At 38.6% G+C, this 20,819-nt stretch carries 20 protein-coding genes; 16 read left to right on the top strand and 4 right to left on the bottom strand.

Annotation, left to right across the window (positions count from 1 at the left end):
• Positions 1-584: 584 nt before the first annotated feature.
• The 3 genes from glyQ to IGL90_RS09405 are packed head-to-tail and all read left to right on the top strand — an operon-like array spanning position 585 to position 3,810.
• On the top strand, positions 585-1,493 hold the full coding sequence (glyQ, locus tag IGL90_RS09415) for a glycine--tRNA ligase subunit alpha (protein ID WP_033594489.1): 909 nt from the start codon (positions 585-587) through the stop codon (positions 1,491-1,493).
• A 1-nt stretch (position 1,494) separates the two neighbouring features.
• Positions 1,495-3,579: a glycine--tRNA ligase subunit beta gene (gene glyS / locus IGL90_RS09410; protein WP_048737992.1), complete on the top strand. Its 2,085-nt coding sequence runs from the start codon at positions 1,495-1,497 to the stop codon at positions 3,577-3,579.
• 39 nt (positions 3,580-3,618) lie between these two features.
• Positions 3,619-3,810 (top strand): DNA-directed RNA polymerase subunit alpha C-terminal domain-containing protein, encoded by a 192-nt coding sequence (locus tag IGL90_RS09405; RefSeq protein ID WP_002384231.1) that lies wholly within the window; start codon positions 3,619-3,621, stop codon positions 3,808-3,810.
• 33 nt (positions 3,811-3,843) lie between these two features.
• On the opposite strand, the gene yidC is transcribed toward IGL90_RS09405, so the two are convergent.
• Positions 3,844-4,776: a membrane protein insertase YidC gene (gene yidC, locus IGL90_RS09400; RefSeq protein WP_002384232.1), complete on the bottom strand. Its 933-nt coding sequence runs from the start codon at positions 4,774-4,776 to the stop codon at positions 3,844-3,846.
• A 166-nt stretch (positions 4,777-4,942) separates the two neighbouring features.
• A complete protein-coding gene (locus IGL90_RS09395) occupies positions 4,943-5,218 on the bottom strand; it encodes an acylphosphatase (protein ID WP_002356756.1) in 276 nt (91 codons plus the stop codon).
• A gap of 106 nt (positions 5,219-5,324) precedes the next feature.
• Here IGL90_RS09395 and IGL90_RS09390 point away from each other — a divergent pair, with 106 nt between their 5' ends.
• From IGL90_RS09390 to sufB, 11 genes are all read left to right on the top strand, one after another.
• Positions 5,325-6,101, top strand: coding sequence for a TrmH family RNA methyltransferase (locus tag IGL90_RS09390; RefSeq protein WP_002356757.1), 777 nt, complete (start codon positions 5,325-5,327; stop codon positions 6,099-6,101).
• Positions 6,102-6,120: 19 nt separating this feature from the next.
• Positions 6,121-6,558: a GNAT family N-acetyltransferase gene (locus IGL90_RS09385; RefSeq protein ID WP_002367049.1), complete on the top strand. Its 438-nt coding sequence runs from the start codon at positions 6,121-6,123 to the stop codon at positions 6,556-6,558.
• A 183-nt stretch (positions 6,559-6,741) separates the two neighbouring features.
• The gene (rpsB, locus tag IGL90_RS09380) at positions 6,742-7,527 is read left to right on the top strand and encodes a 30S ribosomal protein S2 (RefSeq protein WP_002356759.1); all 786 of its coding nucleotides are present in this window, start codon (positions 6,742-6,744) and stop codon (positions 7,525-7,527) included.
• A 105-nt stretch (positions 7,528-7,632) separates the two neighbouring features.
• On the top strand, positions 7,633-8,514 hold the full coding sequence (tsf, locus tag IGL90_RS09375) for a translation elongation factor Ts (RefSeq protein ID WP_002356760.1): 882 nt from the start codon (positions 7,633-7,635) through the stop codon (positions 8,512-8,514).
• A 260-nt stretch (positions 8,515-8,774) separates the two neighbouring features.
• Positions 8,775-9,497: a UMP kinase gene (gene pyrH, locus IGL90_RS09370; protein WP_002356761.1), complete on the top strand. Its 723-nt coding sequence runs from the start codon at positions 8,775-8,777 to the stop codon at positions 9,495-9,497.
• A 3-nt stretch (positions 9,498-9,500) separates the two neighbouring features.
• Positions 9,501-10,058, top strand: coding sequence for a ribosome recycling factor (gene frr, locus IGL90_RS09365; RefSeq protein ID WP_002356762.1), 558 nt, complete (start codon positions 9,501-9,503; stop codon positions 10,056-10,058).
• 369 nt (positions 10,059-10,427) lie between these two features.
• A complete protein-coding gene (gene sufC / locus IGL90_RS09360; protein WP_002356763.1) occupies positions 10,428-11,198 on the top strand; it encodes a Fe-S cluster assembly ATPase SufC in 771 nt (256 codons plus the stop codon).
• 14 nt (positions 11,199-11,212) lie between these two features.
• Positions 11,213-12,499, top strand: coding sequence for a Fe-S cluster assembly protein SufD (sufD, locus tag IGL90_RS09355; RefSeq protein ID WP_002413696.1), 1,287 nt, complete (start codon positions 11,213-11,215; stop codon positions 12,497-12,499).
• Positions 12,496-13,731 carry a cysteine desulfurase gene (locus tag IGL90_RS09350; RefSeq protein ID WP_002364432.1) on the top strand — a complete coding sequence of 412 codons (1,236 nt, stop codon included), beginning with the start codon at positions 12,496-12,498 and terminating at the stop codon, positions 13,729-13,731. Before sufD ends, IGL90_RS09350 begins: the two co-directional genes overlap by 4 nt.
• Positions 13,718-14,185 carry a Fe-S cluster assembly sulfur transfer protein SufU gene (gene sufU / locus IGL90_RS09345; protein WP_002356768.1) on the top strand — a complete coding sequence of 156 codons (468 nt, stop codon included), beginning with the start codon at positions 13,718-13,720 and terminating at the stop codon, positions 14,183-14,185. Before IGL90_RS09350 ends, sufU begins: the two co-directional genes overlap by 14 nt.
• A gap of 18 nt (positions 14,186-14,203) precedes the next feature.
• The gene (sufB, locus tag IGL90_RS09340; RefSeq protein WP_002356769.1) at positions 14,204-15,598 is read left to right on the top strand and encodes a Fe-S cluster assembly protein SufB; all 1,395 of its coding nucleotides are present in this window, start codon (positions 14,204-14,206) and stop codon (positions 15,596-15,598) included.
• A 162-nt stretch (positions 15,599-15,760) separates the two neighbouring features.
• Here the strand turns inward: sufB and IGL90_RS09335 are convergent, their stop codons facing one another.
• The gene (locus IGL90_RS09335; protein WP_002384244.1) at positions 15,761-16,363 is read right to left on the bottom strand and encodes a YczE/YyaS/YitT family protein; all 603 of its coding nucleotides are present in this window, start codon (positions 16,361-16,363) and stop codon (positions 15,761-15,763) included.
• Positions 16,364-16,447: 84 nt separating this feature from the next.
• Positions 16,448-17,227, bottom strand: coding sequence for an SDR family oxidoreductase (locus IGL90_RS09330; RefSeq protein ID WP_048737995.1), 780 nt, complete (start codon positions 17,225-17,227; stop codon positions 16,448-16,450).
• A gap of 416 nt (positions 17,228-17,643) precedes the next feature.
• Between IGL90_RS09330 and rseP the strand changes: the two genes are divergently transcribed.
• On the top strand, positions 17,644-18,912 hold the full coding sequence (gene rseP / locus IGL90_RS09325) for an RIP metalloprotease RseP (protein WP_002408800.1): 1,269 nt from the start codon (positions 17,644-17,646) through the stop codon (positions 18,910-18,912).
• A 71-nt stretch (positions 18,913-18,983) separates the two neighbouring features.
• Positions 18,984-20,702: a proline--tRNA ligase gene (locus IGL90_RS09320; protein WP_002359769.1), complete on the top strand. Its 1,719-nt coding sequence runs from the start codon at positions 18,984-18,986 to the stop codon at positions 20,700-20,702.
• Positions 20,703-20,819 lie beyond the last annotated feature (117 nt).

The following is a 20,819-nucleotide window of genomic DNA, read 5'->3' as shown; positions in this document are numbered from 1 at the left end:
GATAGAGAAGTTAAATACGTACGAAGAAAAAGAGAAGTAAAAAGAACCCTCTGTTAAGCGAATCTGGGAGAGTGGGAGCCAGAAACACGGAACTTTTGAAAGGCACTTTGGAGTACGACAAACGAAGCTGCCGATGAACACATCGGAAGTAGGGTGGAACCGCGATAATTATTCGTCCCTATGTCTATTAATAGGCATGGGGACTTTTTGCTGTGAATCACTACGATTGGCGCAAATGCGACAGAGTAGATGATGAACAGTACAAGGTGACCAAAGGGAACGTTGTCTCCTCTATGTTAAAACAAACTGCTTAGCCAAAAACATGGAGTAGATGTGGAACAGCACAAGGTGACCAAAGGGAACGTTGTAACCGAATAAAAAAAGCAAACAGTTAACACCAAAAGAAAAAATAGTAACGTTTATTCAAAAAAGCTCAATTGGCGCAAAGGCGACAGAGTAGATGATGAACAGCATAAAAATTATCCCATTCTACAAAATTGTTTCTCTGTAGCCCTTTTTAAATTTACATTCCCGAAGCAAAGCCAATCCCTATGTCTATAAAAAATATTCCAAGGAGGAAAACAATGAAAAACAAGTTAACCGTACAAGAAATGATTTTAACCTTGCAAAAATTTTGGTCATCTAATGGCTGTATGTTAATGCAAGCCTATGATACAGAAAAGGGAGCCGGTACTATGAGTCCTTACACGTTTTTACGTGCCATTGGACCTGAACCATGGAATGCTGCCTACGTAGAACCTTCTCGTCGTCCAGCTGATGGACGCTATGGTGAAAATCCAAACCGTCTATACCAACATCATCAATTCCAAGTTGTAATGAAGCCTTCTCCTGAAAATATCCAAGAACTTTATCTAGAAAGTTTGAAATTATTAGGAATTGATCCATTAGAACATGACATTCGTTTTGTAGAAGATAACTGGGAAAATCCTTCAATGGGCTGTGCTGGTTTAGGTTGGGAAGTTTGGTTAGATGGCATGGAAATTACCCAATTTACGTATTTCCAACAAGTTGGCGGCTTACAATGTCATCCTGTCACTTCTGAAATTACTTACGGGTTAGAACGCTTGGCATCATATATCCAAGAAGTCGAAAGTGTCTATGATTTAGAATGGACACAAGGCGTTAAATATGGTGAAATTTTTGTCCAACCTGAATATGAACATTCAAAATATTCCTTTGAAATTAGTAACCAAGAAATGCTTTTAGAAAACTTTGACAAATTTGAAAAAGAAGCTAAACGCTGTATTGAAGAAAGCTTAGTTCACCCAGCCTATGATTATATTTTAAAATGTAGCCATACATTCAATTTATTAGATGCTCGCGGCGCTGTCTCTGTAACGGAACGTGCAGGATATTTAGCCCGCATTCGGAATATGGCTCGTTCCGTAGCGAAAATTTTTGTGGCTGAACGTGAAAAATTAGGGTTCCCATTATTAAATAAAGATCAAAGTATATCCAAGGAGGCAGAATAACATGGCAAAAGATTTATTATTAGAAATTGGCTTAGAAGAAATGCCCGCACATGTTGTCACACCAAGCCGTATCCAACTTGAAGAAAAAGTAATCAAATTTTTAGATGAACATCATTTAGACTATGAAACAGTGCAATCCTTTGCCACACCTCGTCGTTTAGCCGTGAAAGTAACTGCGATTCCTGAAAAACAAGCGGATGTTGAAGAAGAAGTAAAAGGTCCAGCGAAAAAAATTGCTTTAGATGCTGAAGGAAATTGGTCAAAAGCTGCACAAGGTTTTGTACGCGGCCAAGGAGTTACAACTGAGGACATTGTTTTCAAAGAATTAAATGGTGTCGAATATGTCTATGTGACGAAGTTTACCAAAGGCCAAAGTGCCAAAGAGGTATTAACAAAATTAAATGACGTGATTACAAGTCTAACTTTCCCGGTAACAATGCACTGGGCAAACTATGATTTCGAATATATTCGTCCAATTCATTGGATTGTGGCACTACTTGATGATGAAGTAATTCCTTTCAAAGTGTTAGACGTGACGACAGGGCAAACTTCTCGTGGCCACCGTTTCTTGGGAGACGATGTGACGTTCCAACATGCTAATGAATATGAAGCAAAATTAAAAGAACAATTTGTAGTGGTTCAACCGAATGAACGGAAACAAATGATTGTTGATCAAGCGAACGCACTCGCTGCAGAAAAAAATTGGCAGTTAGCTTTAGATGAAGAGTTATTGGAAGAAGTTACGAATTTAGTGGAATATCCAACTGCATTTGTAGGCAGTTTTGATGAAAAATATTTATCTGTTCCAGATGAAGTATTAGTGACTTCTATGAAAGAACACCAACGTTACTTTGAAGTTCGTAACGATCAAGGCTTATTAATGCCGCATTTTATCGCTGTTCGCAATGGGGATAATGTTCACCTTGAAAACGTGATTAAAGGAAATGAAAAAGTGTTAATTGCTCGTTTAGAAGATGCAGAATTCTTTTACAATGAAGATAAAAAATTAACGATTGAAGCATGTGTTGAAAAACTAAAAAATGTGACTTTCCATGAAAAGATTGGTTCAATTTATGAAAAAATGCAACGGGTTGCTTTAATTGCACAAATCATTGGTCGAAAAGTTGGCTTATCTGAGGAGGAATTGGAAGATTTAAAACGTGCCTCTGAAATTTATAAATTTGACTTAGTAACAAATATGGTTGGTGAATTCCCAGAATTACAAGGAATTATGGGAGAAAAATATGCCTTATTACAAGGCGAAAAACCAGCCGTAGCAACGGCGATTCGAGAACATTATTTACCAACTTCTAGTGAAGGTGATTTGCCAGAAACAGCAATCGGGGCTGTTTTGGCCTTAGCCGATAAGCTTGACAGCGTCTTTTCATTCTTCTCAGTTGGTATGATTCCAACAGGTTCTAACGATCCTTATGCACTTCGTCGTCAAACCTATGGCGTTATCCGAATTATTGAAGATAAAGGCTGGACCTTCCCATTAGTTCAATTACAAACAGAAGTTGATGAAGCAGTGAATCAAGATGTTGAGAAATATGGCGTTTTACTAAACGAAGGACAAGCAGAAGTCGTTGAATTTGTGAAAGCTCGCTTACGTCAATTATTAATGACGAAAAATGTTCGCCATGACATTATCGATGCAGTGGTGTCTGCTGAGCAAGCCGATTTATCGAAATTATTTGCTTCAGCGAATATTTTAAAAAGCCGTTTTGAAGATCAAGATTTTAAACCATCCATGGAAGCCTTAACGCGTGTTATTAATTTAGCGAAAAAAGGTCAAGAACTTTTAGGTGATACTGAAGAAGGGATTGATCCAAGTCTGTTTGAAAATAAGGCAGAAAAAGAACTGTATCAAGCAGTTAACGATTTATCTGAAGCATTTGCGACACGCACGATTGCAGAAAACTATGAAGCACTAGTAAATCTACGTCCGTTAATTGATGCGTACTTCAATGAAACGATGGTTATGGTTGAGGATGAAAAAGTCAAACAAAACCGATTAAAACAATTAATGCAAATTGCTAAAATGGCGTTATCAATTGCTAGCTTAGATTTATTAATTGTAAAATAAAAAGCGCTGCTTTTCGACCGCTATGGAGGAACCGACAGCATGCTAGAAACAACATTTGAACAAATTTTAACACAATTATCAAAGCCAGCTGTTCGTGCGCTAACGAATGAAAAAATCGACAGTGTGGATGAACTCTATGCACGAGGCCGAAAAGCGTTACTTTCGTTGCATGGCTTTGGTCCAAAGTCTATTCGAACTATTGAAGAGATAACTGGGAAAGAATTGAAGTAAAAAAAGGATCGCCGTTTAGAGGCGATCCTTTTTTTATTTACGTTTTTGTTTTCCAGCATTGCGACCTTTATTGCCGTTTGCTTTTGGTTGGTTCGTTTTTTGCGTTGCTTTGTTTGTTTCTTTTGGTGTCACATCCTTAATAGGAGTAACCACTTGTTTTGGTGGGTTATTTTTCAATTCTTCTTGTACTTGTTTTTTAATTCTTGGACGTAAGAGGATATTTGTGATGGCAGATTGAATACATGTGAAAATACCACCAACTACCCAGTAAAGTGCTACGCCTGCAGGTGAGCTAAAGGACATGAAAACAATCATTAATGGTGAAACAATCAGCATTGATTTCATTGTTTTCTTTTGTTCTTCAGGAATACCAATCATTGAAATATAACCTTGAGCTAAATAGGCTAAACCAGCTAATGCCACTAAAATCATATTTGGTTGCCCTAAATTCATTCCTAAGAAGCTTGCCGTGGCAATACCTTTTGTATAACGAGCAGCAAAGAACAGAGAAGAGAAAATAGGCATTTGAATTAATAAAGGCAAACAACCAATTCCGCCAACCATACTCACATTGTTTTCTTTATAAATCTTTTGTAGTTCTGCTTGTGCGGCCATTTGTTCTTCACGCGTACTTGCTTGTTTCATTTTTGCTTGTGCAACATCCACTTGGGGTTTGATTGCTTGCATTTTTTCCGTTTGGATAAAGCTTTTTTTCGATTGATGTAAGCCTAACGGTAAAATAATGATCCGTACAATAATGGTGATAAAAATAATCGCCCAACCATAGTTCCAATTAAAGTTATCGACAAGATAAGTAATTGCATTACTCATCGGTAAAACAAGGAAGTTATAGACAAAACCTTCACCAGTTGGTTGTCCATCTGCTCCTGTTTTCACACAGCCTGATAAAAACATTACTAAAAATAGTAAGCCAGAGCCGTAAAGCCATCGGTTTAATTTACGCATGTAATTCGGTCCTTTTCTAAAAAATTTTTACATGGTTAACTATACTTGAAACAGCGCTCTTTTTCAATCAAAATCGAAAAGAAGCTCTTACAAAAATCAATAAAAAGCAGGAACTACTTGCTGTTCAAGGCTTCTTCCCAAAGAAATCAATCGTTAGAAAGTAAGTTTATTGAATCACTTTAAATTGTTCCGTTTCTTCTAACAAAGGGTCTTCTTGAATATCAACATACGTTACACGTCCCGCCGGACTGGGGGAATCTTTGATTTTTTTGATAAATGTTTCCATTATGTCTTCAGGTGCAATTGCTGTAATTGAAACGGACCCGTCGTCTTCGTTCTTCACCGAACCAGTGACACCTAATTGATCTGCCACCATTTTTGTCATGTAGCGGAAGCCAACACCTTGGACACGTCCTTGTACATTCATTCTTAGTTTTTCCATGAGAGACACTTCCTTTGCTTTTTTCTTTATGATAGCGATTTTTCTTGGTTCTAGCAAGTATCCAAGCAAGCTAGAAGCATGCTATAATACAAAGGCGAGGTGACTTATGAAAGAAATTACATCAACGAAAAATAACCAATTAAAAGAATGGAAAAAATTACACAAAAAGAAGTACCGAGAAGAACTGAACCAATATATAATAGAAGGATTTCATTTAGTTGAAGAAGCTGTGAAGGCCAATGCCGATGTCCAGTGGATTTTGTTTAACCAAAGAGGTCAACAAGAATGGGGAACTTGGTTAGCTGAACAAGAAACAGAAAAATTAATTTTTGTAAGTGATGAGGTTTTAAATAGTTTGTCGGAGCTGCCAACTTCACAAGGAATTTTGGCAATTGTCACCTTGGAAACGCAACAAGAGCAGTCGCTTTCTTTTAAAGGTGGTTGGTTACTTTTAGATAATATCCAAGACCCTGGCAATGTTGGTACGATGATTCGCACAGCTGATGCAGCAGGTTTAGCAGGCGTGATTTTAGGTAAAGGCACAGCAGATATTTACAATACAAAAGTGTTGCGCTCAATGCAGGGAAGTCACTATCATTTACCAGTTCTCCAACGAGAGTTGACTGAAGTGGTTCAGGCATTCAAGAAGCAAGGACTACCAGTTTTCGGTACAGAATTAAATGAAGCTGCGATTGCTTATTATGAACAAGAGGCAGTGGAAAATTATGCGTTGATTTTAGGCAATGAAGGTAGTGGAGTTTCGCCAGAATTGTTAGCAGAAACCACGAAAAATCTTTATATTCCAATGAAAGGTCAAGCAGAATCATTGAATGTCGCTATCGCAGCAGGCGTGTTAATGTTTTATTTTGAAAATAATCAATAACAGAAACGAGTGTCAAAAAATGCTGACTATCAAAAAGACAACCCAGTTAACAGAAAAAGAATTAGAAACCATTATGGCTATTTGGCTGCAAACGAATCTAGAAGCTCATCCATTTGTCGCACCAACTTATTGGCAAGAAAATAAGGCATTTGTCCGCGCTGCGTTGCCAAAAGCAACACTGATCTTAGCGGAAGAAGAGGGTCAGATAATTGGGTTTTTAGGCTTAATGGATAACTATATCGCAGGAATTTTTATAAAAAAAGCGTTTCAAGGGAAGGGCATCGGTCAGAAATTACTGCAAGTAGCAAAAGAAGAACAGGACCTCTTATCTTTGGCTGTTTACAGGAAAAATCAAGCAGCTTATGCCTTTTATCAAAAACAAGGCTTTGTCCAACAAAAGCGAACCATCGATGAAACGGGAAACGAAGAATGTCATCTTGTTTGGCAAGCGCAGTAGGAGCGACATTTCTAGTTTTAAGGCTTGCTATTTTTCTGAAAATATCTTATACTGTTAAAGGTGTGATTTTCACACACGAAATCCACATTCTTTTCCATCTGCGAAGTGGTGCTACTACGGTAGTTCTTCAAGGAGTTGACGAAAAGAAGAGGAAAATAAAAACCAAACTGGAGGAAACACAACATGGCAGTAATTTCTATGAAACAATTACTAGAAGCCGGCGTACACTTTGGTCACCAAACTCGTCGCTGGAACCCAAAAATGAAGAAATATATCTTCACAGAAAGAAACGGTATCTACATCATTGACTTACAAAAAACAGTGAAATTAGTAGATGCAGCTTACGATTACATGAAAAACGTTGCAGAAGAAGGCGGCGTTGCTTTATTCGTAGGAACTAAAAAACAAGCACAAGAAGCAATCAAAGATGAAGCAATCCGCGCTGGTCAATACTATGTAAACCATCGTTGGTTAGGTGGTACGTTAACTAACTGGGATACAATCCAAAAACGTATTGCTCGCTTGAAAAAAATCAATGCAATGGAAGAAGACGGCACTTTCGAAGTTTTACCTAAGAAAGAAGTTGCTGGCTTAAACAAAGAACGTGAACGTTTAGAAAAATTCTTAGGTGGTATCGCTGATATGCCAAGAATTCCAGATGTAATGTACATCGTTGACCCACGTAAAGAACGCATTGCTGTTCAAGAAGCACACAAATTAAACATTCCAATCGTTGCAATGGTTGATACAAACTGTGATCCTGATGAGATCGATGTTGTAATCCCTTCAAATGATGATGCAATCCGCGCCGTGAAATTAATCACTGCTAAAATGGCTGATGCTTTCATCGAAGGTAACCAAGGGGAAGACCAAGCAACTGAAGAGTTATTCGTTGAAGAAACACCAGAAGCAACTTCAATCGAAGAAATCGTTGATGTTGTTGAAGGAAACAACGAATCAGCTGAATAATAATGATTACGGAGCTGTCTCAAAGGCTAGGCGACAAAAAGCCTGATTCTCCTTTGAGATAGCTTTTTTAAAAAGAATTGATAATATCCGAGGAGGACACAAATAATGGCAGACGTTACAGCTAAAATGGTAAAAGAATTACGCGATATGACTGGCGTTGGAATGATGGACGCTAAAAAAGCATTAGTAAAAGTAGAAGGCGACATGGAAAAAGCCGTAGACTTTTTACGTGAAAATGGTATGGCTAAAGCAGCGAAGAAAAATGACCGCATTGCGGCTGAAGGTTTAGCAAACGTAGCAACTGTAGGTAACGTTGCAGCAATCGTTGAAGTAAACTCAGAAACTGACTTCGTTTCTAAAAACGAAATGTTCCAAGATTTAGTTAAAGATATTGCGACTAAAGTTGCTGAAAACAAACCAGCTACGATGGAAGAAGCAATGGCTATTAAAACTGAAAAAGGCACAATCGAATCTGATTTAATCGAAGCAACAACTGTTATCGGTGAAAAAATCAGCTTCCGTCGTTTTGAAGTTGTCGAAAAAGCTGACAATGCTGCATTTGGCGCTTACTTACACATGGGTGGCCGTATTGCTGTATTAACAGTTATCGATGGCACAACTGACGAAGAAGTAGCGAAAGATGTTGCTATGCACATCGCGGCAATCAACCCTCGCTATGTCAACGAATCTCAAATTCCTCAAGAAGAATTAGAACACGAAAAAGCTGTGTTAACTGAACAAGCATTAAACGAAGGGAAACCAGCAAATATCGTTGAAAAAATGGTTGTTGGTCGTCTACAAAAATTCAAAGCAGAAATCGCTTTGGTTGACCAACCATTTGTTAAAGATCCAGATATGACTGTCGAAAAATTTGTTGCTTCTAAAGGCGGCGAAGTGAAATCATTCGTACGTTTTGAAGTTGGCGAAGGTATCGAAAAACGTGAAGATAACTTTGCGGATGAAGTAATGAGCCAAATGAAAAACTAAGAGCATCAAACGCTCGGTTGAAAAGCCGTGAATCATAAGTATCTAAACAGACAGCGATCCCCAAAGGAAGCTGCATAAATTGATTACTGCTTGATTCAAGGCAGTCTTTCAGCCATTTGGGAACGCATAACTTTGATATGCGCTCCCTTTTTTTAGGCAAAACCAGTGGATCGCACTGCTTGGTCTAAAAAATCATTTTGGTGAAAAGTCATCTAAATGAGGAATTGAATGATTTTTAGAGAATCTTGGAGGGAATTATGATGGTTAAACCTAAGTATCAACGTGTCGTATTAAAGTTAAGTGGAGAAGCGCTAGCCGGAGAAGACGGTTTTGGCATTAAACCACCAGTCATTAAAGAAATCGTCCAAGAAATTAAAGAGGTCCATGAATTAGGTATCGAAATGGCCATCGTGGTTGGCGGCGGAAACATCTGGCGTGGACAAATTGGTGCTCAAATGGGCATGGAACGTGCACAAGCTGATTATATGGGCATGTTAGCTACTGTGATGAATGCCTTAGCATTGCAAGATACATTAGAAAATCTTGGTGTGCCTACACGTGTTCAAACATCAATTGAAATGCGTCAAATTGCAGAACCATACATTCGTCGTCGTGCAGAACGTCATTTAGAAAAAGGCCGCGTTGTTATTTTTGCCGGAGGAACAGGAAATCCTTACTTCTCGACAGATACAACGGCTGCGTTACGAGCTGCAGAAGTAGATGCGGACGTCATCTTAATGGCGAAGAACAATGTTGATGGTGTTTATTCTGCGGATCCACGTGTGGATGAAACAGCGACAAAATTTGAAGAACTAACACATTTAGATGTTATTTCTAAAGGGCTGCAAGTAATGGATTCAACAGCAAGCTCATTAAGTATGGATAACGATATTCCTTTAGTTGTCTTTAACCTAAATGAAGCAGGAAATATCCGTCGTGCCATCCTTGGTGAAAATATCGGAACAACTGTAAGGGGGAAATAAAGAATGTCTAAAGAAGTTTTAGCAACAGCCAAAGAAAAAATGACAAAAGCGGAAGAAAGCTTACGCCGTGAATTAGGTCAAATTCGTGCTGGTCGTGCGAACGCAAGTCTATTAGACCGTATTCAAGTAGAATATTATGGTGCACCAACACCAGTTAACCAATTAGCAAGTATCAATATCCCAGAAGCACGTGTATTAATGATTACACCGTTTGACAAAAATTCTATCGCTGACATTGAAAAAGCTATTCAAATGAGTGATATCGGCATTAGCCCAACCAATGATGGAAATGTCATCCGTTTAGTGATTCCACAATTAACGGAAGAACGTCGGAAAGAATTAGCCAAAGACGTGAAAAAAGAAGCGGAGAACTCAAAAGTTGCTGTCCGTAACGTTCGTCGTGATGCAATGGATGAGTTGAAAAAAGCTCAAAAAAATGGCGACATCACTGAAGATGAATTACGTTCATTTGAAAAAGATGTTCAAAAATTAACAGATGATAGCATCAAAAATATCGATGCGATTACTGCTGAAAAAGAACAAGAACTTTTAGAAGTATAAAACCAATCACTAATAAAAATTATTGAATCCAGAGAAGCAAATGCTCTGGATTTTTTTGTATAGATGATGAAGGCGTATCTCAACGCTCTCTTTGCGAAAGTCATTCTAAAGTAATTATTTAAGAAAACGCTTTCTTTAATAAATTTTTTTATTCTACCAGAATTTTTTTCTTTGTGTAGGGAGGATCACTTAAAAATATAGAGAAACTTTGAAATATCAGCCTTTTAAAATTTTCCTTCACAAATTGAATCCTAAAATTTGATGATAAGAGTTGTTATTTTTAGCAATTGTAATTTGCGATTCATTCTCAATTAGGCTAAAATGAGTGAGAACGGAAAAACGATTAAAACAAGTTGGAGGGAATTGTACATGTCTGTGTTAGAAATCAAAAATTTACACGTATCAATTGAAGATAAAAAGATTCTAAAAGGGGTCGATTTAACAATTAATACTGGAGAAATCCATGCAATTATGGGACCTAATGGGACTGGTAAATCTACTTTATCAGCAGCAATTATGGGAAATCCTAACTATGAAGTCACAGAAGGAGAAATTCTATTTGACGGCGTCAACGTTTTAGATTTAGAAGTAGACGAACGCGCTCGCCTAGGCTTATTCTTAGCAATGCAATACCCAAGTGAAATTCCAGGGATTACCAATGCTGAATTCATGCGTGCAGCAATCAATGCAAAACGTGACGAAGACAACAAAATGTCAGTCATGCAGTTCTTAAAAAAATTAGATAGCAAAATGGAATTATTAAATATGCCTGAAGAAATGGCTGAGCGTTACTTAAACGAAGGGTTTTCTGGCGGCGAGAAAAAACGAAATGAAATTTTACAATTATTGATGTTAGAGCCAACGTTTGCCATTTTAGATGAAATTGATTCAGGCTTAGATATCGATGCGTTAAAAGTAGTTTCTAAAGGGGTTAATGAAATGCGCGGCGAGAACTTTGGTGCGTTAATTATTACCCATTATCAACGCTTATTGAACTATATCACGCCAGATGTTGTTCATATCATGATGGAAGGCCGCGTTGTGAAAACCGGTGGGGCTGACTTGGCAAAACGTTTAGAAACAGAAGGCTATGCTGGTATCAGCCAAGAATTAGGTATTGATTACAAAGAAGAAGCGTAAGGAGGACAAGATAAATGAAAAAAGTAAATCTAATGGATTATCTTGACGAAGTCACCGCTTTTTCACTAGAACATGAAGAACCAGCTTGGATGACTGAATTGCGAACAACGGCTTTAAAAAACGCTGACGAAAGTGAGTTACCACATATTGATCGTGTGAAATTTCATCGTTGGCCTTTATTAAATGTTCACATGGAAAGTTATGTGCCTTCTGAAGGAAATGTCGCAAGTTTTGATCAAATGAAAGACAATCCTTTAATTGTTCAACAAGGATCTTTTCATGCTTTTGAGCAATTGCCAGCCTCATTAGCGGAACAAGGGGTAATTTTTACAGACATTTTTACTGCTTTACAAGAGCATCCAGAATTAGTTAAAGAATACTATATGACTAAAGCCGTATTACCAGAAGAAGATAAGCTGACAGCAGCTCATGCAGCTTTCATGAATAGTGGCGTTTTCTTATACGTTCCTAAAAACGTAGTGATTGAAGAGCCCATTGAATCTTTGTTTATTCAGGATTCAGATAGCAACCAACCTTTCTTTAAACATGTTTTAATCGTTGCAGATAATCATAGTGAATTCAGTTATTTAGAACGTTTTCAATCAACCGGTCATCATGCAGAGAAAGCTTCGGGAAATATTATTGTGGAAGTGATTGCGAAAGATGGCGCAAAAGTTAAATACTCAGCTGTAGATCAATTAGGGCAAACTGTAACGACTTATATGAATCGTCGTGGCTATATTATGCGGGATGCCTCTGTTGATTGGGCTCTAGGCGTCATGAATGATGGCGATGTTGTGGCTGATTTTGATTCTGATTTAGTTGGCGAAGGCGCTCATTCAGAAGTTAAAGTTGTTGCAATTAGTGCAGGTAAACAAACACAAGGCATCGACACACGAGTGACAAACAAAGCGCCACATTCGATTGGTCATATTTTACAACATGGAGTCATTCGTGAACGTGGTACTTTAACGTTTAATGGAATTGGCCACATTTTAAAAGGAGCAAAAGGAGCCGACGCACAGCAAGAAAGTCGTGTTTTAATGCTGTCTGATAAAGCTCGTGGTGATGCCAATCCAATTCTTTTAATTGATGAAAATGAAGTGACTGCCGGACACGCAGCCAGCGTTGGTCGAGTAGATCCAGAAGAAATGTATTATTTAATGAGCCGCGGCTTGCGTAAAGAAGAAGCGGAACGTTTGGTGATTCGTGGCTTCCTAGGTTCTGTCATTACAGCAATTCCAGTTAAAGAAGTACAAAATGAATTTGTAGAAGTAATTGAAGGGAAGTTAAACGCATGATGGATGCAGCAACCATTCGTCAATCGTTTCCTATTTTATTTCAAGAAGTTAATGATGAACCGCTAGTTTATTTAGACAATGCTGCAACAACCCAAAAACCAACGGCAGTGTTAGATATTTTACGACATTATTATGAAACCGATAATGCCAATGTTCATCGTGGGGTGCACACGTTAGCCGAACGAGCAACGAAGGACTATGAAGCCTCCCGCGAAAAGGTTCGCCAATTTATCCATGCCAAAGAAACAGCGGAAGTTTTATTTACACGAGGAACAACAACCAGTTTGAATTGGATTGCCAAAAGTTATGGTGACTTGGCAGTTACAGCCGGGGATGAAATCGTCATATCTTACATGGAACATCATTCAAACATTATTCCCTGGCAACAATTAGCCCAACGTACAGGAGCCATTTTGAAGTATATAGACGTCACTGAAGACGGCTTTTTAGACATGGCAAGTGCACGTCAACAAATTACAGAAAAAACGAAAATTGTTTCGATTGCTCATGTTTCAAATGTGTTAGGGGTCATTAATCCAATCGAAGAATTAACACAATTAGCTCATCAAAATGGCGCTGTGATGGTGGTAGACGGCGCGCAAGCAGTTCCTCATATGCCTGTGGACGTTCAAGCCATCGATGCTGATTTTTATGCATTTAGTGGTCACAAAATGTGTGGACCAACTGGAATTGGTGTCCTTTATGGCAAACGTCATTTATTGGAACAAATGGAACCTGTGGAATTTGGTGGCGAAATGATTGACTTTGTTCATCTTCAAGAAAGTACTTGGAAAGAGCTTCCATGGAAATTTGAAGCTGGCACACCTAATATTGCTGGGGCAATTGCCTTAGGTGCCGCCATTGATTATTTAACAGAAATTGGTTTGGAGGCCATTCATCAACATGAAGCAGCCCTTGTTCACTATGTTTTGCCGAAGTTGCAAGCTATCGAGGGCTTGACGATTTATGGTCCACAGAATCCAAAAGACCACACAGGTGTGCTTGCTTTTAATATTGACGGTTTACATCCACATGATGTGGCTACGGCGTTAGATATGGAAGGGGTCGCTGTCAGAGCGGGTCACCATTGCGCGCAACCGCTATTAAACTATTTGAGCGTGCCAGCAACCGCACGGGCAAGTTTTTATTTATACAATACCAAAGAAGACGCAGATCGCTTAGTTGAAGCGATTAAAGCGACAAAGGAGTTTTTCCAGCATGGCACTTTCTAAATTAGATAACTTATATCGCCAAGTCATTTTGGACCATTCTAGCCACCCACATCACCACGGAACGCTAGATGCGTCTAGCCAAACAATTGAACTGAATAATCCTACTTGTGGAGATGTGATTGAACTGGATGTGGCCATTGAAGACGGTGTGATTAAAGATATCGCCTTTCAAGGAAGTGGCTGTTCTATCAGTACAGCAAGTGCTAGTATGATGACTGATGCGGTCTTAGGAAAAACAATCGCCGAAGCAACGGCCTTAGCAGAGGATTTCTCTCAACTTGTTCAAGGAAATGAAGTGGCCGAAGATGAAAAATTAGGCGATGCAGCAATGTTAAGCGGCGTAGCTAAATTTCCAGCTCGGATCAAATGTGCAACCCTGGCTTGGAAAGCCTTAGAGCAGGCTGTTGCTAATAACGGCCAAGGCGAAGCTGGTCATTTACATTGTGAAAAATAAAGAAAGGGTGACGACGAATTGAGTACAGTACCTGAATTAGAAGAATATAAATTTGGCTTTCACGACGATGTGGAACCAGTCTTTAGTACCGGAGACGGCCTAACCGAAGACGTCGTTCGCGAAATTTCTCGCGTGAAAGGCGAACCAGAATGGATGCTTGACTTCCGTTTAAAATCGTTAGAACAATTCAATAAAATGCCCATGCAAGAATGGGGTCCAGACCTGTCAGATATTGACTTTAGTAAAATTAAATATTACCAAAAACCGAGTGACAAACCCGCACGCGATTGGGATGATGTACCTGATAAAATCAAAGAAACCTTTGAAAAAATTGGGATTCCCGAAGCTGAGCGTGCTTATCTAGCTGGGGCTTCTGCTCAATATGAATCAGAAGTTGTTTATCATAACATGAAAGAAGAATTTGAAAAATTAGGCATCATTTTTACAGATACTGACTCTGCTTTAAAAGAATATCCTGACTTATTCAAAGAGTATTTTTCAAAACTTGTACCACCAACAGATAATAAACTGGCCGCTTTAAACTCAGCTGTTTGGTCAGGTGGAACCTTTATTTATGTACCAAAAGGCGTTCGAGTTGATGTACCACTACAAACATATTTCCGAATCAACGCTGAAAATACCGGCCAATTTGAACGGACTTTGATTATTGTCGATGAAGGGGCCAGCGTTCACTATGTTGAAGGATGTACGGCACCCACGTATTCAAGTAACAGCTTGCATGCGGCCATCGTAGAAATTTTCACTAGAAAAGATGCCTATTGTCGTTATACCACTATTCAAAACTGGTCAGATAACGTCTACAACCTAGTAACCAAACGTGCTAAAGCTTACGAAGGTGCCACTGTCGAATGGATTGATGGGAACCTAGGAGCTAAAACAACCATGAAATACCCAAGCGTTTACTTAGATGGCAAAGGTGCCCGTGGCACGATGTTATCGATTGCCTTTGCTGGCGCTAACCAAATCCAAGATACTGGGGCCAAAATGATTCACAATGCGCCGAATACCTCTAGCTCAATTGTTTCAAAATCAATTGCTAAAGACGGCGGCGAAGTTAACTACCGTGGCCAAGTTACTTTTGGCAAAGACAGCGCAGGATCGATTTCCCACATCGAATGCGATACGATTATCATGGACGAAAAATCAAAATCAGATACGATTCCGTTTAACGAAATCCATAACAGCCAAGTCTCCTTAGAACACGAAGCCAAAGTTTCAAAAATTTCTGAAGAACAATTATATTATCTAATGAGTCGCGGCTTATCTGAAGCCGAAGCGACAGAAATGATTGTTATGGGCTTTGTTGAACCATTTACGAAAGAATTACCGATGGAATATGCGGTTGAGTTGAATCGGTTGATTAGTTATGAGATGGAAGGGTCTGTCGGCTAGTTTTTCACTCTACCAACAAATAATCAACTAAAACAACAACGGAAAGCCAAACAAGAAACACACTAATCATGCTTCTTCAAAGAAAGTACAAATAAAAAAGCGATGACTCGAGAAGAAAATCTCTATGGAGCCATCGCTTTTTCTTATATTTTAGTTAAAAAATTATTTTACTAAAGGTTGAAGTAACTTGTTCCAGAAACTAATGAGTGGGCCAGCACCAAATGCACAAATAATTGTACCAATCCCAATTGGACCACCAGCAATAAAGCCGATTAATAGGACCAACAAATCTTGTGCTTTTCGAACAGAAGCGTAAGGTTTGTTGATTTGTTGACAGATGGTTGGCGCAATCGCATCATAAGGGGATTCGCCTTGATCTGTAGCCATGTATAAGGCGCAGCCAAATGTAAAAATCAGGACTCCGAAGAATAAAGAAAGTAGTTTGCCAATTGTTGAGCCTCCTAAACTATTGGCGTAAGGTTGAAGCCAAGTAGAAATCTGTTGAATCAAAATTCCTACTAAAAGCATATTTAAAATAGTTCCTAGACCAATGGCTTTTTTGTTTTTTAAATAGACATAGAATAGAATAAACGCATTGACAATAATTTGAAAAATGCCTAATTGCATACCAAACATCGAAGAAAGTCCGATATTCATAGCAGTGAAAGGATCAACTCCTAAACCTGCCACTCTTAAAGTGGATGCGCCAATCCCGATAATAACTAAACCAATTAAAATTAAAAGAACATTTTTGACTAGTTTCATGGTAAGCCTCCTGAATAGATTTTGTGTGTGATAGTACAAAGTCTGCAACAAAAATTCATAGAGAATTTTGTTGCAGACTACTTTTTAACCAGCTCCGTGTTGGAACGAAGGATATAGAGACATCCCGCCATCTACAAAGAGTGTTGTTCCGGTTACGTATGAGGATTCATCAGAAGCTAACCAAGCGGCCGCAGCAGCTACTTGATTTGGTTTACCAATAATGCCCATAGGAACCATGCTCGTTGTTTGTTTTAACTGTTCGGGATCGGAAAATTTTTCAGCATTAATAGGTGTGTTAATCGCTCCAGGCGCAATACAGTTGGCACGAATACCATATTCCGCATATTCCAAAGCGATTGTTTTCGTGAACATTTCGGTTGCGCCTTTACTTGCCGCATAGTGGGCGAACGTTGGCCAAGGAATTCTTTGGTGTACGGAGGACATATTAATGATTGACCCTTTGATTTTTTGATCTCTAAATATTCGGAGTGCCTCTCTAGAACCCAAAAAGACACCGTTTAAATTGACATCAATGACACGTTGCCATTCTTTTAATGGCATATCAATTGTCGGAAAAGAAGCCTCCACACCGGCGTTATTTACCCAAATGTCAACATGACTAAACTCTTTTAAAGCGGTTTCAGCTAACTCTTTAATATCTTCTTCATTAGAGACATCAGCCTTCACGAATTTTACGCGGTCTGCGTGCTTGGCTTGGACATCTTCAAATTCTTTAGGCAGCTCACCGACATAGTCAGCAACAACATTCATGCCCTCTAAGATATAACGCAGAGTAATAAATAATCCTAAGCCCGTAGCTGCACCAGTGACAACGGCCACTTTACCATGTAATTCTCCATACATTGATTCATTCCCCCTAAAATTACTATTAATACTTTCATGGTAGCACATGTCAATCAGCGTGTTGATAAAATACGACAAACTGTCGGAAAAGTTTATGGTCTAAAGTTAGCTACTATTGTTGAAGGTCTTTAAAAAAAATACTGGTCGTAGTAATCAATTCCTCTCATTTATACAGTTTTCTAAAAAAACACAAAATATCCAGACGAACTGGTCAAGTCCAATGGTTATTTATGAGTGAATATGCTAAAATAAAACTTGTCTTACATAAGGAAAGATTTGTTCACTAACAGTGGCGACTGTTCTCAGTAAACAGTTGCGCTGGTTTATCGGGAAGGGAACAGAGCAAGTTTTACGAGACTTTCCCATGTAATAATAAAAAGCACTGAACGTCAGTGAATGAAGGAAGAAGGACATCTATGAAAACAATTATCACATTCATTATTGTCTTCGGTATTCTTGTCCTCGTACATGAATTTGGCCACTTTTATTTTGCAAAACGAGCGGGTATTTTAGTTCGTGAGTTTGCAATCGGAATGGGACCAAAGATTTTTGCGCATCGTGGAAAAGATGGCACCACTTATACGATTCGCTTATTGCCGATTGGTGGCTATGTGCGAATGGCTGGGATGGGCGAAGACATGACAGAAATCACACCAGGTATGCCTCTATCTGTTGAGTTAAATGCCGTGGGTAATGTGGTTAAAATTAATACAAGTAAAAAAGTACAATTACCTCATAGTATTCCGATGGAAGTCGTTGATTTTGATCTTGAAAAAGAATTATTCATCAAGGGCTATGTAAATGGAAACGAGGAAGAAGAAACCGTTTATAAAGTTGACCATGATGCAACGATTATTGAAAGTGATGGAACCGAGGTGCGGATTGCGCCACTTGACGTTCAATTTCAATCAGCTAAATTATCGCAACGCATTTTAACGAACTTTGCGGGACCCATGAATAACTTTATCTTAGGGTTTATTCTGTTTACGTTAGCGGTCTTTCTACAAGGGGGCGTCACTGATTTAAACACGAACCAAATTGGACAAGTGATTCCTAATGGCCCAGCGGCAGAAGCTGGGTTGAAAGAAAATGATAAAGTCTTATCGATTAATAATCAAAAAATCAAAAAATACGAAGATTTTACAACCATTGTGCAGAAGAACCCCGAAAAGCCGTTAACGTTCATAGTTGAGCGTAACGGCAAAGAAGAGCAACTAACAGTGACACCAGAAAAACAAAAAGTGGAAAAACAAACGATTGGTAAAGTCGGCGTTTATCCTTATATGAAAACCGATTTACCGTCAAAATTGATGGGCGGTATTCAGGATACTTTAAATAGTACGACACAGATTTTTAAAGCACTGGGCTCACTATTCACAGGCTTTAGTTTAAACAAACTAGGTGGGCCAGTCATGATGTTTAAGTTATCGGAAGAAGCATCCAATGCTGGAGTAAGTACAGTTGTATTCTTAATGGCCATGTTGTCAATGAACTTAGGGATTATTAATTTGTTGCCAATCCCAGCTTTAGATGGCGGGAAAATTGTCTTAAACATTATTGAAGGTGTACGTGGAAAACCAATTAGTCCTGAAAAAGAAGGCATCATTACGTTAATTGGCTTTGGGTTTGTCATGGTGTTAATGGTGTTAGTTACTTGGAACGATATTCAACGCTTTTTCTTTTAAGGAGAAAGTTTAAGTAAAAAAGTGTGTAAAGAAATCAAAAATAGTTGATTTTAAAATAGAGGAGAGTTTTAATGAAACAGTCAAAAATGTTAATTCCAACGTTAAGAGAAGTACCAAATGATGCAGAAGTCTTAAGTCATCAAATTCTGTTGCGCGCAGGCTATATTCGTCAAGTCGCTGCAGGGATCTATTCTTATTTACCTTTAGCCAATCGTGTTTTAGAAAAATTAAAAACGATTATGCGAGAAGAATTTGAGAAAATTGATGCAGTTGAAATGTTAATGCCTGCGTTATTACCAGCAGAACTTTGGAAAGAATCAGGCCGTTATGAAACTTATGGACCTAACTTGTATCGCTTAAAAGATCGCAATGACCGTGACTATATCTTAGGCCCAACGCATGAAGAAACCTTCACAGAATTAATTCGTGATGAAATCAATTCTTACAAACGATTACCTTTGAATTTATACCAAATTCAAACAAAATATCGTGATGAAAAACGCCCACGTTCTGGCTTATTAAGAGGCCGTGAATTTATCATGAAAGATGGCTATTCTTTCCATGCCGATGAAGCTAGTTTAGATCAATCATACCGTGATTACGAAAAAGCTTACTCACGCATTTTTGAACGCTGTGGACTAGAATTCCGTGCCATTATTGGGGACGGTGGTGCCATGGGTGGTAAAGATTCTAAAGAATTTATGGCGATTTCTGAAATTGGGGAAGATACTATTTGTTATTCAACAGAAAGTGATTATGCTGCCAATTTAGAAATGGCAACAAGTCTTTATACGCCGAAAAAATCACATGAAACACAATTAGATTTAGAAAAAATTGCAACACCAGAAGTGGGTACAATTGCCGAAGTGGCAAACTTCTTTGAAGTTGAGCCACAACGAATTATTAAATCAGTACTATTTATTGCCGATGAAGAGCCAGTAATGGTCTTGGTTCGTGGCGATCATGATGTCAATGACGTCAAATTGAAAAACTTCTTAGGCGCTGATTTCTTAGATGAAGCAACAGAAGAAGATGCTCGCCGTGTCTTAGGAGCGGGCTTTGGTTCAATTGGTCCAGTCAATGTTTCCGAAGATGTTAAAATTTATGCAGATTTAGCTGTTCAAGATTTAGCCAACGCCATTGTTGGGGCTAACGAAGATGGCTATCATTTGACAAATGTAAATCCAGATCGTGACTTCCAACCAATTAGTTACGAAGATTTACGCTTTGTTCAAGAAGGCGATCCTTCTCCTGATGGCAATGGTGTCTTAGCCTTTACTAAAGGAATCGAAATTGGTCATATCTTTAAATTAGGAACGCGTTACAGTGATGCTATGGGCGCAACAGTTTTAGATGAAAACGGTCGTGAAAAATCAGTGATCATGGGTTGCTATGGCATCGGCGTTAGTCGTTTACTTTCAGCAATCGTTGAACAAAATGCAGACGAGCGCGGTATTAATTGGCCAACAGGAATTGCGCCATTTGATTTACACGTGGTCCAAATGAATGTGAAAGATGAGTATCAAACAAAACTATCACAAGAAGTTGAAGCAATGATGACCGAAGCGGGCTACGAAGTATTAGTTGATGACCGCAACGAGCGTGCAGGCGTAAAATTTGCTGATGCTGATTTAATTGGTTGTCCAATCCGTATCACAGTCGGGAAAAAAGCAGTCGATGGTGTGGTAGAAGTCAAAATCAAACGTACTGGTGAAATGTTGGAAGTACGCAAAGAAGAATTAGAAAGTACACTTTCTATTTTGATGAACACAACATCAGAAGTGGAATAATAATGAAAAGGGCGGACAGAATGATTAGGATAAACTGTTTCCGCCACTTATCAGCGTTTAAGCTTGAAGCAAAAATCTAAAGTGATTTTTGCTTCAAGCTCTTCTTAGCTCTTTTTA

The organism is Enterococcus sp. DIV1307a, from assembly GCF_050537425.1.
Lineage (GTDB): Bacteria > Bacillota > Bacilli > Lactobacillales > Enterococcaceae > Enterococcus > Enterococcus faecalis.
This window is presented reverse-complemented; position numbering and strand designations above follow the sequence as displayed.